The following is a 16,412-nucleotide window of genomic DNA, read 5'->3' as shown; positions in this document are numbered from 1 at the left end:
TATACCAACCACTGGACCCGAACAAGATTTCCCGCACATTTCACGGCATCTTCGCCGCACCGAGCCACCTTGGCTACTTTTTGGTATACAACTCCTCGCCAAGCCGCTCACCGGGCTGCTTGCCGAGCTCATCACCGAAGAGCGAGTGCAGCGCCACCGCCCGGCTGTCCCGCACATGCAGGAACGTCACGGCCGCAGCCGCTTCCTCGTCACCGGCCGCGATGTACCGCAGCATCTGGGCGTGCTGGGCCCGCATGTGCGCGGGCTCCTCGCGCATCCCGAAGAGAAGCTGGAGCTGCCAGCTCAGTTGCTCCATGGTGCGGATCAGCAGCGGATTGCCGGCCAGCGCCACGACCTCGTCGTGGAACGCCGTGTGCGCGGCCACCTCACGCTCCCCCTCGCCGACCGCCGCCGCCTGTTCGGCCCGCTCCAGCAGTCCGCGCAGCTCCGCGAGATGTGCCCCCGCCCCGTCCGCCACCCGCCTGGCCGCCAGCCGGGACGCCTGTACCGCGAGCGGTTCCCACACCTCGTACAGGAAGCGCACATCGGCCCGCTCCAGACTGCGCACCCGCACCCCGCTGTGCGGCAGCAGTTCCAGCAGCCCCTCGGTGACCAGCGCGCGCAGCGCCTCGCGCACCGGGACGCGGGACATCCGCAGCTCCTCGGCGACCTCGCGCTCCACCAGGCGCGAGCCCATCGGGTAGCGCCGGTCGATGATCCGCTGCCGTACGGACTCCCTGGCCTGTGCGCTCATCGAGGGACGCGAGCCCCCGGCCCGCCCCCCGGCGGCCGCTTCGCCGTCCGTCACCGGGACTTTTCCTCCGCCTGCGGCTCGGCCGGTTCCGAGGCGCGGCGGTACTGGACGTTGAGGCGCTGGGCCTCCTCCAGTTGGTCCTCAAGGATGACGATGCGGCAGGCGGCCTCGATCGGGGTGCCCTGGTCGACGAGTTCCCGGGCGCGGGCGGCGATGCGCAGTTGGTAGCGGGAGTAGCGGCGGTGGCCGCCCCCGGAGCGCAAGGGGGTGATCAGCCGGGCCTCACCGATCGCACGGAGGAAGCCCTGGGTGGTACCGAGCATCTCGGCGGCCCGGCCCATGGTGTAGGCGGGGTAGTCGTCATCGTCGAGACGGTCGTAAGTACGGGAACTGTCGGCCGAACTGTCTGCTGTCATTGGCACCTCTCTGTGACGCCTGTCGAGTCGTGAAGCCTGTCGGGTCCTGAAACCGGTCGGTCCGTGAACCCTGCGATCCGTGAGTCCTGCGCGACCTGCGAAGCCTCTCAAGCGCCCCGCGACGCACGTCGAGGGGCCCTGGCGCCGTACCGGCACCAGGGCCCCGAAGGAACTGCTACACCATCTGTCGGCTTTCGTACTGCGCCGACGTTCTCTTTCCGCCGACCCGACCTGTGGAGCGTCGGGGATGCGGGGATCGCGGTTGCTTGACCGGAGACCACCTACCTATCGATGTCCTGCGGTACCCGGACGCGACTTCTGCCCGGGCGATCCTGATGGTGACAACTCCTCCGTTCTTTCCCTCTGCGGATCTTCTTGCCCAAACGGAACTGCGGTACTGCACTGCGGCGGCCCCTGATCACTGCGGGCCGCCCGGTCCGGTCGTCAGCCCCGTCGCCATCGCAACCACTCCGGCTTCGAAACTCCACCACCGCACCGTCCTGCAACTGCGGTAACGCTGCCCGGCAGTTCGTGTCTGCCGGGCCCTGCTCAATCTCGGCTACGAGAGAAACCATAGCCACGCCGTCGGCGAATGTCTACACCGGCCGACATAGATTTTCAGACGCGCCGCGACGAGACAGTTACGCCCGGCCGGGACACGGCCACACCGTCCCCCTCCGCACGCAAGGGCGCAGGCACCTCCGCACGCAAGGGGCAGAACGCTCCCCACGCAATGAGCAGGTCAAGAATCGCGTACGTACGACGATCCTCGGAATAGCCGCCCGGGGAAACAGGTTCGGGTTACACACAACTGCCGTACACCGACGCCCGCCCACCCCGCGCGCAGTTCCCCTGCCGTCCCGAGCACCACCCCCGGAGGCCCACCCCCATGCCCCATCCGACGACCAGCACCCGCCGGACCGGCCGATCGGGAACGACCGGCGTCGTCCCCGTCCTCGCCTTCACCGGCATCGTCGTCGCGGTCATGCAGACCCTGCTGGTCCCCGTCATCAAGGACCTGCCCGAACTCCTCAACACCGCGCCCACCAACGCCACTTGGGTCATGACCGCGACCCTGCTCGCGGGCGCGGTGGCCACCCCGATCATGGGCCGTCTCGGCGACCTCGCCGGCAAGCGCCGGATGCTGCTCACCAGCCTCGCCGTCATGGTCGTCGGCTCACTGGTCTGCGCCTTCACCGACCAGCTCCTGGTGATGATCGCGGGCCGTGCGCTCCAGGGCTTCGCCATGGGCGCCATCCCGCTCGGCATCGGCCTGATGCGCGACATGCTCCCGGCCGAGAAGCTCGGCTCGGCGATGGCCCTGATGTCGTCCTCCATAGGCGTCGGCGGTGGCCTCGCCCTGCCGCTCGCCGCACTGGTCGCCCAGCACGCCGACTGGCACACCCTGTTCTTCGGCGCGGCGGGCCTCGGCGTCCTCGCGATCGTGCTGACCCTCCTCGTCGTACCCGAGAGCCCGCTGCGCGCCCCGGGCACCTTCGACTACGCGGGCGCCTTCGGCCTCGCGCTCGGCCTGGTCCTCTTCCTCCTCCCCATCACCAAGGGCAGCGACTGGGGCTGGACCAGCGGCACCACGCTCGGTCTGTTCGGCGCGGCGCTGGCCGTGCTCCTCGCCTGGGGCGTGATGGAGCTGCGCCTCAAGGCACCCCTCGTCGACCTGCGCACCACCGCCCGCCGCGAGGTGCTGCTCACCAACCTCACCTCGATCATGGTCGGTGTCGCCTTCTACGCGATCTCCCTGGTCCTGCCCCAGCTGCTCCAGCTCCCGGCCTCCACCGGCTACGGCCTCGGCCAGTCGATGGTCATGGCAGGTCTGTGCGTCGCGCCGCTGGGCCTGACGATGATGTTCACCGCGCCGCTGTACGCCCGGCTCTCGGCCCGCTTCGGGCCCAAGTTCACCCTCATCATCGGCATGCTGGTCATCGCGATCGGTTACGGCGCCGGGCTCGGCCTGATGAGCGCCGCCTGGCAGACCGTGGTGATCTCGGTGGTCGTCGGCGCCGGCATCGGCCTCGCCTACTCCTCCCTGCCGGCCCTCATCATCGGCGCGGTCGACCCGTCCGAGACGGGTGCGGCCAACGGCCTCAACACCCTGATGCGTTCGATCGGTACGTCGGTGTCGTCGGCCGTCATCGGCATGGTGCTGGCCAACACCGCGCAGCACGTGGGCCCGGTGGCCGTCCCGACCATGCACGGCTTCCGGGTCTCCTTCCTGATCGCCACCGGCGCGGTCGCGGTAGGCCTGGTCTTCGCGCTGGCGCTGCCCGGACGACGCAGGGCCGCCCCCGAACAGCACGTCCAGCTCCGCGCCAGCAGCGAGGAGGACGCCCACCTGGCCCAGGCCACCGAGGCCCTCGCGTCCTTCCGGGGCCGTGTCCTCGACCCGGCGGGCACCCCCGTGACCCACGCCAAGGTCACCCTGATCGACCGTCGCGGCCGCCAGGCGGGCTCCGCCCTGACCGGCCCCGAGGGCCACTACTCCCTCACGGTCCCGGCCCCGGGCCCCTACGTCCTCGCCTCCACGGCCCCGGGCCACGCGTCCCGCGCCGCGTCCGCCACCCACCGGAGCGAGGACGGCGCGGTACGGCTGGACCTGGTGCTGGGCGCGCCGGACTCGTCCTACTCGCTGGCCGAGCAGGCCACGAAGGGGTAACTGAGCCTGCTGGCGGCCCTGCTGCTGTCGGTCCAGTTGAGAAGCGCGCCGGGTCCTCACCCGGCGCGCTTCTCGCGTTCCGGATCCGGCGCGCTTCTCGCTCTCTGCGTGCCGCGTTGCGTCGCCGGTCGGCTCATCCCGCCGCGTAGTCGGCCAGTGAGGGTTCCAGCAGACCGAAGGCGGTGGCCGCCTCCGCGGTGACGACGGCGGAGATCCGGGCGTTGTCCTGACCGGCCAGGGTGAGCTCCTGGATGCGCTGGAACAGGGTGCGGTGCACGGCGCCGAGCAGGGCGGCGGCGGTGCGCGGGGTGATGTCGTCGGGTTCCGTGCCGGTGGCCTCGGCCAGGGCTTCGGCGAGGGCGGCCTCGCGCAGGTCGTGCAGGTCGCGCAGGCGGGTGGAGAGGGTGGGACTGTCGGCGATCATGCGGACGAATGCGGGTCCGGCGAATCCGGCGACCGGGTCGGCGGCCGCAGCCGCGTCGGTGAAGGTGCGGCGCAGTGCCGCCAGCGGCGACTCACCCGACGCTCGGTCGGCCACGGTCCGGGCCAGCAGGGCGACGAAGGCGTCCTGGTGGTCCAGGGCCATGTCCTCCTTGCGCGCGAAGTAGTTGGTCACCGTTTTCTTGGCGACCCGCGCGGCGGCGGCGATCTCAGCGATGGTCGTCTGCTCGAAGCCCTGGGCCATGAACAGCCGGGTGGCGTGGTCCGAGATGAGCTGCCGAGTCTCCTGCTTCTTCGATTCCCGCAGGCCGAGAGGGGGTGCGGACGGATCGGTTTCAGTAACCATGCGCGAATCTTACACTCGTAGCATTTTTACGTTGACACCCTCGATCGGGTGGGCTAATTTTACGTCCGTCGCAAGTTTCGCCCGACCCTAAGAATTGGAAGTGCGTGTGCCTGAACCCCTGCTCCCCCACCTCTCCCTCACATCCCTGCGCGTCCCGGCGCTCGGCCTCGGCCCGACCCCGGCCAAGCTCGACGCCCGTACCGCCGCCACGTCGCGCAGCACCCCGCGCCCACCCGCCCAGTCCCGTACCGACCGGGCCCGACGCAATCCCCCGCGAACCCGCAACCTGCCCCGTCGCTCCGGCTACTGAGCCGCACCGGCCGCCACCCACACACCCCGCCCCGCCCCGCCCCGCCCCGCCCCTGAGGAGCATCACCTTGCAGATCACCACCTCCACCGTCTCCCTCACCGTCGACGATGTCGCCGCCTCCCAGCAGTTCTTCACCACCCACCTCGGCTACACCGAGCAGGCCGCCGCCGACGGCTTCGCCTCGCTGACCCGGCAGGACGCGGCGGTCGACATCGTGCTGCTGGTCCGCGGCACCGAAGTACTCCCTGCTGACCAGCGCGACCAGCATGCCGCCGGCCTGATCCTCGCCTTCACCACCACCGACATCCAGGACGAGGAGAAGCGCCTGGCGGACGCGGGCGTGGCCATCACCATGCCGCTGTGCGAGGAGGCGTGGGGCGAACGCCTCTTCCAGATCACCGACCCCAACGGCGTGATCATCCAGTTCGTCGAGTGGGTGACACCGATGACCTCGTGAACGGATGCCGCGGAACTCCGGACCCGCACCGTCACCGAGTCCGGAAGAACGACCCCAGCCGGGACTCCCAGAACTCCCGCCACAGGCCGACCAACAGCCACACCGCCCCCACCGCGACCAGCACCCCCGTGATCACCCACTGCTTCGTGCTCGCCCCCAGCAGGATGGCGTCGATCAGCCACGGCAGGGTCAGGACCAGCCCGGTCCAGGCCACCGGTGCCGACGGTTCCTCCAGGTCCACCGTGCCGCTGACCAGCGCCCACACCCCGAGGCCGAGGAGCAGCAGGGCGACACCGGTCATCAGGCGCATGAAGTGCTGGGAGGGCGGCGCGTACGTCGTCTCCTCCCCTCGCAGGCTCATCGCCACCAAGTCCCCCTGCCAGACGCGCAGTTCGGCCCGGTCGCCGACACGGGTCCGCTGGTAGAGGTCGTGTCCGACGCCGATCTCGTGGGTGCGGCCGGGGTCGGGCCTGCGGAGGGTCAGGGTGTACGTCGTCGAACAGCTCCGTAGGCCGTTGCTGTCCGTGGTGCAGCTCTCGCTCTCGTGACGGGACTCCACCACGGCGCTCTCCCGCCCGACGCACAGATCACCGGGGTGCGAGGTGGCACCGCCCGGGCAGGGTGCCGCCTGCTGGAACGCGAGGGTCCGCTCGTACGATCCGGACACCCGCTCCGTGCACCACAGGGCCCCCGACAGGGCGACGGCCGCGACCAGCAGCCGCAGCCACCACCGGATCCTGCGCTGCCGGCGTCGCGACAGGCCGCCCCGCGACCCGTACTCCCAGTCCACCGTCACCAGGAAGACCTTCGACATCTGCACCGGCAGCCCCCGCAGTCCGTCCTTCGTGCTCCGTTATCCCCCGCCCCGCCCTGTTTCATGCGGAACCTCCTGCGCGCGACATCCTGTGAACGGTCTTGTGCGGTCGATCTCCTGCGAACGCGTCCCGTCCGGCTCCCGCGAACGCGTCCCGCCCGGCCGAGGAGACCCGCGATAATCCGCCCATGAGCCTCACCGTGCGTCAACTCGCTCTGGCCACCCTGGACCGTCAACTCCTGCTGGAGCGGCAGCGATTCGACGTACCGGACGCGGTACGCCGCCTCTGCGCACTCCAGGCCCAGGCGCCGGCCTCGCCGTACCTGGCCCTGTGGAACCGGCTGCGGGACTTCGCGCCGCAGGACCTGGACGCGGCGTTCAGCGACGGCAGCGTCGTCAAGGCGACCCTGATGCGCATCACCCTGCACGCCGTGCACACCGAGGACTACGCCCACTTCCACGCCGCCATGCTGAGCAGCCTGCGCGGCTCGCGGCTGCACGACCGCCGCTTCACCTCCACCGGGCTGACCCCGGCGGACGCCGACGCGCTGCTCCCCCATCTCATCGGCTTCCTGGCCCAGACCCGTTCCGGCGCCGAGGTGGAGGCCGAGATCGAGGGGCGTTTCGGTGAGCACGGCAGGCGGCTGTGGTGGGCCCTGCGGACGTACGCCCCGGTGCACCGCGCACCCAACGGCGGGCCGTGGTCCTTCCTGCCGCGCCGCAACACCTACAGCGCGGCACCGCGGATGACCGCTCCGGTGACCCCGGAAGCCGGCGTTCAGCGACTCCTGCTCGCCTACCTGCGCGCGTTCGGTCCCGCCTCGGCCCGGGACTTCGCCCGCTACACCCTGCTGGGCCGCACGGTGATCACCGAGGCACTCGGCCAGCTCGACGGCCAAGTGGTACGGGTCGCGGGCCCGGACCGCAACCCCCTGTTCGACCTGCCGGACGCGACCGTCCCGCCCGAGGACACCCCCGCCCCGCCGAGACTCCTGCCCATGTGGGACAGCACCCTGCTGGCCCACGCCATTCCGGGCCGGGTCCTGCCCGAGGAGTACCGCCCCCTGGTCGTCCGCCGCAACGGCGACATGCTCCCCTGCCTGCTGGTCGAAGGCCGGGTCGCCGGCGTATGGCGCGCGGGGGCCGACGGCCTGGAACTGACCACCTTCCACAAGCTCACCAAGCCGTCCTGGCAGGCCCTCACCGAGGAGGCCGAAAAGCTGTGGCTCCTGCTCGCCGACCGCGACCCGGCGGTCTACGGCCACTACGGGCACTGGTGGGCCAAGGGCTTCCCCGGCGCGGAGACCGTGACGGTCAAGGGGTGAGCGTCCCGCCAACCGGCGACCGCCCGGCGCTCAGCCTGAAGCCTGCGGCACGGTCTGCGCGAGGAGGCCGTCGACGAGGGCACGGAGGCCCAGGGGGTAGGTGTCCTGACCGGACAGGGCGTGCCACTGGTTCCTGACGGCGGCCAGGTGGGGCACCTGGGCGGGGTCCAGCGTAGGCCGGTAGGACGGGAGTTCACCGTCCGGAAGGACGTACGGGGAGTGGGCGCGGACCAGGATCTCACCGACGGTGTAGTACCAGATGGTGCGCATGATGTAGACGGAGTGTTCGGGGGTGCAGCCGTAGCCGACAGCTCCGGACAGGATGCCCTCGACGTGCCAGAGGGCCGATTCGTCGAGGAGGCCGACGAACCCGTCACGGGTGAGGATCTCGGCTGCCCAGGGCCAGCCGGCGAGGGCGTCGTAGCCGGCGAGGGAGGCCGCGATGATGCGTTCGCGCGGATCGGCGGGCAGCTCGGTCCGCGCGCATCCACCGAGGTGCTGGTTGAGCAGGAGGACCAGCAGATCTTCCTTGTTGCGGATGTGGTGGTAGAGGGTCGTCGCCCCGATACCCAGCTCGGTGGCGAGCCGGCGGATCGTCAGTTTCTCCCAGCCGTCGCGGTCGATCAGCTGCCGCGCGGCCTCCAGGATCTCCGCACGTGAGGTGACGGGCGGGCGGCCGGTACGGCGCTGTGCCGCCGCGGCCGGCCGAGCGGTGCGGTCGGAGGCTGCCGCGGGCGGTCGGCCGGTGCGGTCGGAGGCTGGGTCGGGCGGTCGGGGCATGGCCCTCATGATGCCGTGACGCCGCCGCGATCGGTCCGGCGAGTCCGGGTTTCCTCTCACACGCATTCCCAGTGGGCTCCCTCGGTGCTACTTTCGGAACGTGTTCCGAAAGTCGGAACCCTGACGGGGACGGAAGTCTGCGATGACGGACAAGGGCGCGGGTCCACCCCCGCGATCAGGTCTCACGCTCACCACGGTCGCGTTCGTGCAATTCATCGTGTCGCTGGACCTCTCGGTGGTCAACGTGGGCCTGCCGCAGATCGCCGTGGGCCTCAACTTCGGTACCTCGGGCCTGACTTGGGTCATCCATGCGTACGCCCTCACCTTCGGCGGGCTCCTCCTCCTCGGCGGCAAGGCCGCCGACACGTACGGCCGCAAACGCCTGCTGCTGCTCGGCCTGGGCCTCTTCGCCCTGGCTTCGCTGGCGGGCGGTTTCGCCCAGGAGCCCGGCCACCTGGTCGCCGCCCGCGCGGCCCAGGGAATCGGCGCCGCGATGCTGGCCCCGGCCGCGCTCGCGCTGCTTTCCGGCGCGTTCCCCTCGGGCCGCGCCCGGGTCAGGGCCTACGGGGTGTGGAGCGCGACGAACGCCGCCGGAGGCGCCTTCGGCGTCCTGATCGGCGGAGTGCTGACGGAGTACGCGAGCTGGCGCTGGGTGATGTTCGTGAACGTCCCCCTGGCCGTCGGCGCCCTGCTCCTGGCCGTACGCGGCATCACCCCGGGCCCGCCCCCCGCCCACCGGGGCCGCCCGGACGTACTCGGCGGGGTGCTGGCCACGGCCGGGATGACACTGCTGGTCTTCGGCATCGTCCGTACGGACAGGTACGCGTGGACCTCCGCGGTCACCCTGACCACCCTCGCGGCGGCCGTCGCCCTGCTGGCCGCGTTCCTGTACGTCGAGCGGACCACCACCCGCGAACCCCTGGTCCGGCTCGGCCTGTTCGCCCACCGCGCGATCGCCGCGTCGAATCTCTTCAACCTGCTGGCCGGCGCGGCGATGGCGTCCTCCTTCTACTTCGTGTCCCTCTACCTCCAGAACGTCCTGGGCAAGGCCCCCGCCCTGAGCGGGCTGATGTTCCTGCCGTTCGCCCTCGGAGTGGTCCTCGGCTCGGTGGCCGCCGTCAAGCTCGGCCATCTGCTGGCCCCGCGCACGCTGCTGGCCGGCGGCGGGCTGCTGACCGCGGCCGGATTCCTCTGGTTCAGCCGGATCGACGCGGACGGCAGCTTCGCCCTCGACGTCCTGGGGCCCTCGCTCGTGGTGAGTATCGGCTTCGGGCTCTGCCTCGGTCCCGTGGTGTCGCTCGCGACCGCGGGGGCCCCTCCGCACGAGGCGGGCACCGCCTCCGGCCTGCTGGCCGCCTCACGTCAACTCGGGGCGTCGCTCGGGCTCGCGGTGCTGGGTGCGGCGGCCCACGGACGTACGGAAGAGGGGCAGACCGGAGCGGGCGTCACCCCCGCAGCCCTCACCGACGGCTACGCGTACGCCTTCATCCTCGGCGCCGCACTGCTGGTCGCCGCCGCACTCACCGCCCTGACCCTGCTGCGGCCCACCGGCCCGTCAGCGCACAGCTGGGCGCACAGCCGGAGCCCGGAGCAGGACGGCCCCGCCGACGCGCGAGAGCCGGACACCACGATCAAGGGAGGACCGCGATGACCAGCACCGACCTCACCGACCTCACCCGGGCGAGCGAACCCGCCGCGCAGCACCCCGCCTCCGCACCACTCCCGAAGGCCGGGTCCACACCGAAACGGGGCATCGCACACCTGCTGCGCCCGTACACCGCCACCTTCGTCTCCGTGATGTTCCTCCAGGTCATCGGCGCACTCGCCGGACTTGCCCCGCTGCTCGCGGTCGTCGAGCTGGGCCGGACCCTGCTGGCCCCCGGGCCGGTCGACCGCGGCCATGCGTGGCTCGTGGTGAGCGCGGGGGCGGCCGGACTGTTCGTGCGGCTGCTGTTCACGGCGGCGGCCGCGGGGGTGGGGCATCTGCTCGACGTACGGGTGCAGTTGTCGTTCCGGCGGCAACTGGCCGCGCAGCTGGGGCGGGTACCGATCGGCTGGTTCTCGCGGCGCAGGACCGGGGAGCTGGCGAAGGTGCTGGGTGAGGATGTGAGTGCGGTGCATCCGTTTGTCGCCCATGCGCCGGGAGAGCTGGTGTCCGCGTTCGTGGTGCCGCTGGCCTCGCTGGTCTATCTCTTCGCCGTCGACTGGCGGCTGACGCTGATCACGCTGATTCCTGTGGTGCTGGCGTTGGCTCTGGTGCCGCTGATGATGACGCCGACCCGGCTGCGCGAACAGGCGGACTTCGAGACGGCGATGGAGCGGATCGCCAGCACGGTGGTCGAGTTCGTGCAGGGCATCGCGGTGGTCAAGGCGTTCGGCGGGGGTGGGCGCGCGCACCGCAGGTTCCTCGCCGCGACCGACGACTTCACCCGCGTCTTCTACCGGATGGTGCGCGGTCTGGCCGCTGTGGCCGCCGGGATGCAGGTGGCGATCTCGCCGCCGTTCGTGCTGGCGGTCGTGCTGATCGGCGGCACGTCGCTGATCACGTCCGGCACCCTCGCCCCGGCCGACCTCCTCCCCTTCCTCCTCCTCGGCCTCGGGCTGACCGCCCCGATCGCCGCCCTCGGCCACGGCTTCGACGACATGCAGGCCGCCCGCCGCGCGGTGGGCCGCATCCGCGACGTACTGGAGGTCCCGCCCCTGCCGGAACCAGCCCATCCGCTCTCCCCGCAGGGACACCGCGTCGAACTGCGCGAGGTGCGCTTCGGTTACGAGGACGGGCGCGAGGTCCTCGGCGGCATCGACCTGGTGCTGGAGCCGGGCACCGTCACCGCACTCGTCGGCCCTTCCGGCAGCGGCAAGTCCACGCTGGTCCAGCTGCTGCCCCGGTTCTTCGACCCGACGCACGGCTCGGTGCTCCTGGGCGGCGTCGACCTGCGCGAACTGGCCCCCCGGGACCTCTACCGGACGGTGTCCTTCGTCTTCCAGGACGTACGTCTGCTGCGCGCGTCGGTCGCCGAGAACATCGCCCTGGCGGTCCCGCACGCCGACCACGAGGACGTCGTACGCGCCGCCCGCCAGGCCCACATCCACGACCGGATCCTCCAGCTCCCGCACGGGTACGACACGGTGATCGGCCAGGACGCCGGACTCTCCGGCGGCGAGGCCCAGCGGATCTCACTGGCCCGCGCACTGCTCGCCGACACCCCCGTCCTCGTACTCGACGAGGCCACCGCCTTCGCCGACCCGCAGACCGAACAGGCGGTACGTGGGGCGCTGGTGTCGCGCGGATCAGGCGGTCCAGACCGAACCGAGCCGGCGAACGACGGGACGGGTCACCGCACGAGCGACGGGACAGGGAACCGGACGAATGACGGGGCAGGGAGCCGGACGAATGACCGGACGATCCTGGTGATCGCCCACCGCCTGGAGACCATCGCCGACGCCGACACCGTCGTGATGCTGGACAACGGCCGGATCGTCGAACGCGGCCGGCCCACCGAACTCCTCACCAGGGACGGCGAGTTCGCCGCCTTCTGGCACAACCACCGGTCGGCGGCCGAACACCCTCCGGCCAAGGAGGGCCCATGATCACCCCAGGCCTGGTCGACCCGACCGAAATGTATCTGCGGACCATCCTCGAACTGGAGGAGGAGGGAATCGTCCCGCTCCGCGCCCGTATCGCCGAGAGGCTCGGGCAGAGCGGGCCCACCGTCTCCCAGACCGTGGCCCGGATGCAGCGCGACGGCCTGGTACGGGTGGCGGCCGACCGACGGCTGGTGATGAGCGGGCCCGGCCGCGCCCGGGCATTACGGGTGATGCGCAAACACCGCCTGGCCGAGTGCCTGCTGGTGGAGGTGATCGGGCTGCGCCGGGAGGACGTCGACGTCGAGGCCACCGGCTGGCAGCACGTGATCTCCGACGCGGCGGAAAGGCGGCTGACCGAAATCCTCGGGCGCCCCGCGAGGTGCCCGCACGGCAGCCCGATCCCGGGCGGCGAGCCCGGTTCCGCCACCGCGGTACGGCCCGTGCCGGGCGCTGCCACCGCCACGGGAAGCACCGCGCCGACCGACGGAACGCGGACGACCCTCCCCAGCACCCTCGGCAACCACACCTTCCAGGAACCGCACTGCGCACACGGGCCCCGCGCCCTGTCCCTCCGCGACGCACCGCTAGGAGACCAGCCCCGATGATCCGCACGCTGCTCCGTGTCCTCGGCCCGCAGTACGTCCGCCCCGTGCGCCGCACCGTGGCCCTGATGGCGACGACCGCCGTCGCCGAGGGGCTCTCCTACGCCCTGCTGGTCCCCGTGCTGCGCGCACTGTTCGGTCCCACGCCCCGCGACGCCTGGCCCTGGCTGACCGCGTTCGGCGCGGCGGTCGCGCTCTACGCCGTACTGCGGTACGTCAGCGACCTGTCCGGCTTCCGGGCCGGAACCACCCTGCTGCACGGGATGTACCACCGCCTCGGCGACCACCTGGCCCGGCTGCCCATCGGCTGGTACAGCACCGGCCGGGTCGGTGAGGTTTCCGTCCTCGCGAGCAAGGGGGTGCTCCAGGCCATGGGCGTGATCGCCCATCTGCTCGCCCCGTACGTCTCCGCCCTCGTCACCCCCCTGACCATCGTCGCCGTACTGCTCGCCTTCCAGTGGCAGTTGGGGCTGGCCGCGCTGCTCGCCGTACCGGTGGTGGCGTTGATCCAGTCCCGTGCGGGGCGCGCGACGGCCGCGGGCGACACCGAGCGCGCCCGACGCGACCAGGAAGCCACCGACAGGGTCATCGAATACCTCCAGGCCCAGCCGGTGCTGCGGGCCGGCGGCCGCGCCACCGAACGCTTCCGGCTCCTCGACGACTCCCTCGACGCACTCCGCCGCGCCTCCCGCCGCTCCACCCTCTCCGCACTGCCCGGAATCCTGGGTCTGGCCCTGACCGTGCAGGCGTTCTTCACCGGGCTGCTGGTCCTGGGGGTCGCGCTCGCGCTCGGCGGGGACATCGGTGCGGCGGAGCTGCTGGCGGTCCTGGTGCTGACCGCGCGCTGCGCGGACCCGCTGCTGTCACTCGCCGAGATGGGCGGGCAACTGCGTGCCGCACAGCATGAGTTGGGTCGCCTGGACGACGTACTGAAGACCGAACCCCTCCCCGAAGCGGCCGATCCGGCACACCCAAAGGGCCACGGCCTGGAGTTCGAGCGCGTCTCCTTCCGGCACGGTGCGCACCGCGTCCTCGACGGGCTGTCGCTGTCCGTGCCCGAGGGGCAGCGGCTCGCGGTGGTCGGCCCGTCCGGTGCGGGAAAGAGCACCCTGCTCCAGCTGATCGCCCGGTTCTACGACGTGGACACCGGCACGGTACGGGTGGGAGGCGTGGATGTACGCGACATCGTCACCGAGACGCTGATGTCCCGCATCTCGTTCGTCTTCCAGGACGTCTACCTCTTCGACGGCACCATCGAGGAGAACGTGCGCCTCGGCCGCGGCGACGCCACCGAGGCCGAGGTCCGCGCGGCGGCGACCGCAGCCCGTCTGGACGAGGTCGTGGGCCGGCTGCCCGGCGGCTGGGCCGCCCATGTCGGCGAGGGCGGAGCACTGCTCTCCGGCGGCGAACGCCAACGCGTCTCGATCGCCCGCGCCCTGCTCAAGGATGCCCCTGTCGTACTTCTCGACGAGGTGACCTCCGCCCTGGACCCGGTCAACGAGGCCGCCGTCCACGACGGCATCGAACGCCTGATGGCCGGCCGCACCGTCGTCATGGTCGCCCACCGCCTGCGCACCGTCCGACGCGCCGACCGCATCGTCTTCCTCGACGACGGCCGCATCACGGAGTCGGGCACCCACGACGAACTCCTGCGCCGGGGCGGCCACTACGCCGACTTCTGGAACCTCGCCCGGACGCCGGCGACAGCCGAGTGACCCCACCGGCCCCGGGGCGCGCTCATGACCCCGGAGGTAATCGACCCCGTTCTCCTCCCCCGGAAGGATCAAGGCATCGCACGCCGAACCCGCTTGTTGTCCGTTTGTTGTCCGCGGACAACACATCCGTCAGCCACCAGGAGGCCGTCATGTCCGCCAATCCCGCCACCGCCAGCACGACTTCGGCCTCCGGAGCGTCCCTCGACGTATCCCCGGAGACCACCCGTGCCGTCGTGCAGGAGTTCCTGACCGCACGTCTGGCCTCGGACACCGACCGGCTCGTGGAGCTCTTCGCCGACGAGGTCGACTGGCTGCTCGCCGAGAACCCCGTCGTGCCGTGGATCCGTCCGCGCTCCACCGGCACCGAGTGCGCCGCCCAGTCCTCGGAGCTGATGGCGCACACCGTGCCCGAGGACTCGGTCGCAACCCTCGACACCTTTCTGGTCGACGGTGCCGACGCCGTTCTGATGGGTCAGCTCTCGGGCACCGTACGTGCGACGGGCAAGTCCTTCCAGGGCCCGTTCGCCCTGCACCTCACCGTCGGCAACGGCCGCATCACCCGACACCACCTCTACGAGAACAGCCTGTCCATCGCCGAAGCCTGCACCCCGTGAGGCCCGCCGGCCCGGCCTCCCCGCAAACCACTGGCGGGCCCGGGCCCCACCGCCGACCATGGGGCACATGAGCGATCAACCCGAGCGTTGGACCCAGGCAACCGTCTACCCGGACATGTGGACGGACCCTGACAAAGACCCCCGCGAGAACAGCGGCCCCAGCCCGGACGGCGAGCTTCCGACGCTGGTGGACTACCTGGACAGCTACCGCAAGACCCTGCTGATGAAGTGCGAGGGCCTCACCCCACAACAGCTGGCCCTCCGCTCGGTCCCGCCGTCGACCATGTCCCTGCTCGGTCTCCTGCGCCACCTCGCCGAGGACGAACGCGACTGGCGCAACTGGATCTCCGACTCCGACCCGCTCCCCAAGCTGTACGGCAAGCGGGACGACGACTTCTTCGACGCCGTCGCCGACCAAGGCATGGTCGACACCGCGTACGCCAACCTGGAACGCGAACAGGCCGCCACCGACACCGCACTGGCCGCCCACCCCGACCTGGGCGTACGCCTCGGCAAGGACCAGATCTCGGTACGTGAACTACTCGTCCACCGCATCGAGGAGTACGCCCGCCACTGCGGCCACGCGGACCTCCTGCGCGAGTGCGTCGACGGCCGAGTGGGCCAGTAGCGACAACCGTGCGGGCGGCGGCCGGTGACAACGGCCGCCGCCCGCCCCGCGCGTCGGGGCGAGCCCTCCCGGGGCGGAGAAGCCTGTCAGGACGGAGAAGCGTCCCGCGACGGGACGCCGGGCGAACCGGCCGACGTGCCCACGGCAGGCCGCTCAGCCCACTCCGTCCGTTCAGAGATCAGTGCCGCGTCCCGCACCGCCCGGGCGAGCATCCGGGGCACCCCCAGTGGTGAGAGGTGTCCGTGGCCGGGCCAGACGGTGAGCCGGCCGTCTCGGCACGCGGCGAGGAAGGCGCGCTGGTCGCCGCGGAGCTGGTCCGTGGAGCCGTTGGCCAGCCAGATCGGGCCGGGGTAGGCGGCCACCGCGGCCAGCGGGTCCATGGCGACAATGGCCTCGACCACCTCCGCGACCACCTCGCAGGACAGACCGCCCGCGCCCATCGCCTCCGCAGCGGGTACCGGCAGCATCCGGCGGAAGGAACGGGCGCTTAGTCGGTTACCTGCCTCCGGGTACCTTCCCGCCAGCCGGGCCATCAGCCGGTAGACGGTGACCAGCGGCCCACGCGGCACCGCCGTACAGCCGATGGCCAGCACTCCGGCGACCCGCTCGGGATGGCGCGCGGCCGCCGCCAGCGAGGCGTATCCGCCGAGGGACAGCCCCACCAACAGGGCCCGGCCCCCCAGTTCGTCGACGGCTGCGGCGACCGCGTCGACCGCGCCGTCCATCGTGAAGCGCTCCCCGCGCCGGCTTCCGTGCCCCGGCAGATCGGGCGCGCCGACCTCCCGGTGCTCCCCGACGATCTCCATCACCGGCTGCCACATGGTGCGACTGACCCGGGTGCCGTGCACGAAGACAACGGGCAGGGGCGGGAGTGGAGTTAAGTCCTGAGGCTGCGTCATGCTCCTCACCGTAACATTAAATGCAACGCACCGTTGCGTTCCATTTCGGAGG

General features: G+C 71.4%; 15 protein-coding genes and 1 pseudogene. 10 read left to right on the top strand and 6 right to left on the bottom strand.

Annotated elements, in window-relative coordinates:
• Positions 1 to 73 precede the first annotated feature (73 nt).
• Together ACIA73_RS03630 and ACIA73_RS03625 are read right to left on the bottom strand one after the other, a co-directional pair.
• Positions 74 to 754, bottom strand: coding sequence for a GntR family transcriptional regulator (locus ACIA73_RS03630; RefSeq protein ID WP_399436766.1), 681 nt, complete (start codon positions 752 to 754; stop codon positions 74 to 76).
• A gap of 50 nt (positions 755 to 804) precedes the next feature.
• The gene (locus ACIA73_RS03625; RefSeq protein WP_399436584.1) at positions 805 to 1,170 is read right to left on the bottom strand and encodes a MerR family transcriptional regulator; all 366 of its coding nucleotides are present in this window, start codon (positions 1,168 to 1,170) and stop codon (positions 805 to 807) included.
• An 889-nt stretch (positions 1,171 to 2,059) separates the two neighbouring features.
• Here ACIA73_RS03625 and ACIA73_RS03620 point away from each other — a divergent pair.
• A complete protein-coding gene (locus ACIA73_RS03620; protein ID WP_399436583.1) occupies positions 2,060 to 3,841 on the top strand; it encodes an MFS transporter in 1,782 nt (593 codons plus the stop codon).
• 133 nt (positions 3,842 to 3,974) lie between these two features.
• On the opposite strand, the gene ACIA73_RS03615 is transcribed toward ACIA73_RS03620, so the two are convergent.
• Positions 3,975 to 4,628, bottom strand: coding sequence for a TetR/AcrR family transcriptional regulator (locus tag ACIA73_RS03615; RefSeq protein ID WP_399436582.1), 654 nt, complete (start codon positions 4,626 to 4,628; stop codon positions 3,975 to 3,977).
• Positions 4,629 to 4,734: 106 nt separating this feature from the next.
• Here ACIA73_RS03615 and ACIA73_RS03610 point away from each other — a divergent pair, with 106 nt between their 5' ends.
• A complete protein-coding gene (locus tag ACIA73_RS03610; RefSeq protein WP_399436581.1) occupies positions 4,735 to 4,938 on the top strand; it encodes a hypothetical protein in 204 nt (67 codons plus the stop codon).
• Between the two features lie 67 nt (positions 4,939 to 5,005).
• Positions 5,006 to 5,395 (top strand): VOC family protein, encoded by a 390-nt coding sequence (locus ACIA73_RS03605; RefSeq protein ID WP_399436580.1) that lies wholly within the window; start codon positions 5,006 to 5,008, stop codon positions 5,393 to 5,395.
• Between the two features lie 31 nt (positions 5,396 to 5,426).
• Here the strand turns inward: ACIA73_RS03605 and ACIA73_RS03600 are convergent, their stop codons facing one another.
• Positions 5,427 to 6,215, bottom strand: coding sequence for a hypothetical protein (locus ACIA73_RS03600; RefSeq protein ID WP_399436579.1), 789 nt, complete (start codon positions 6,213 to 6,215; stop codon positions 5,427 to 5,429).
• A gap of 182 nt (positions 6,216 to 6,397) precedes the next feature.
• On the opposite strand from ACIA73_RS03600, the gene ACIA73_RS03595 reads away from it, so the two are divergent.
• Positions 6,398 to 7,534 (top strand): winged helix DNA-binding domain-containing protein, encoded by a 1,137-nt coding sequence (locus tag ACIA73_RS03595; protein WP_399436578.1) that lies wholly within the window; start codon positions 6,398 to 6,400, stop codon positions 7,532 to 7,534.
• Positions 7,535 to 7,564: 30 nt separating this feature from the next.
• On the opposite strand, the gene ACIA73_RS03590 is transcribed toward ACIA73_RS03595, so the two are convergent.
• Entirely contained in the window at positions 7,565 to 8,314 is a 750-nt protein-coding gene (locus tag ACIA73_RS03590) for a TetR/AcrR family transcriptional regulator (protein WP_399436577.1), read from the bottom strand.
• A gap of 205 nt (positions 8,315 to 8,519) precedes the next feature.
• Between ACIA73_RS03590 and ACIA73_RS03585 the strand changes: the two genes are divergently transcribed.
• The 6 genes and pseudogenes from ACIA73_RS03585 to ACIA73_RS03560 all read left to right on the top strand — a co-directional run bounded on the left by ACIA73_RS03585 (position 8,520) and on the right by ACIA73_RS03560 (position 15,461).
• Positions 8,520 to 9,965: an MFS transporter gene (locus tag ACIA73_RS03585; RefSeq protein ID WP_399436576.1), complete on the top strand. Its 1,446-nt coding sequence runs from the start codon at positions 8,520 to 8,522 to the stop codon at positions 9,963 to 9,965.
• Positions 9,962 to 11,905: an ABC transporter ATP-binding protein gene (locus ACIA73_RS03580; RefSeq protein ID WP_399436575.1), complete on the top strand. Its 1,944-nt coding sequence runs from the start codon at positions 9,962 to 9,964 to the stop codon at positions 11,903 to 11,905. Before ACIA73_RS03585 ends, ACIA73_RS03580 begins: the two co-directional genes overlap by 4 nt.
• Positions 11,902 to 12,315 (top strand): annotated as a pseudogene (locus tag ACIA73_RS03575) (metal-dependent transcriptional regulator); the annotation flags it as partial. The gene ACIA73_RS03580 and the pseudogene ACIA73_RS03575, both read left to right, overlap by 4 nt.
• A gap of 188 nt (positions 12,316 to 12,503) precedes the next feature.
• Entirely contained in the window at positions 12,504 to 14,219 is a 1,716-nt protein-coding gene (locus ACIA73_RS03570) for an ABC transporter ATP-binding protein (RefSeq protein WP_399436574.1), read from the top strand.
• Between the two features lie 149 nt (positions 14,220 to 14,368).
• A complete protein-coding gene (locus ACIA73_RS03565; protein WP_399436573.1) occupies positions 14,369 to 14,833 on the top strand; it encodes a nuclear transport factor 2 family protein in 465 nt (154 codons plus the stop codon).
• A gap of 58 nt (positions 14,834 to 14,891) precedes the next feature.
• Positions 14,892 to 15,461 carry a DinB family protein gene (locus ACIA73_RS03560; protein ID WP_399436572.1) on the top strand — a complete coding sequence of 190 codons (570 nt, stop codon included), beginning with the start codon at positions 14,892 to 14,894 and terminating at the stop codon, positions 15,459 to 15,461.
• An 86-nt stretch (positions 15,462 to 15,547) separates the two neighbouring features.
• Here ACIA73_RS03560 and ACIA73_RS03555 read toward each other — a convergent pair whose 3' ends face one another.
• Entirely contained in the window at positions 15,548 to 16,360 is an 813-nt protein-coding gene (locus ACIA73_RS03555; RefSeq protein WP_399436571.1) for an alpha/beta fold hydrolase, read from the bottom strand.
• Between the last annotated feature and the right edge of the window lie 52 nt (positions 16,361 to 16,412).

Source organism: Streptomyces sp. NPDC051561 (assembly GCF_044454195.1).
In the GTDB taxonomy this organism is placed as follows: Bacteria; Actinomycetota; Actinomycetes; order Streptomycetales; family Streptomycetaceae; genus Streptomyces.
This window is presented reverse-complemented; position numbering and strand designations above follow the sequence as displayed.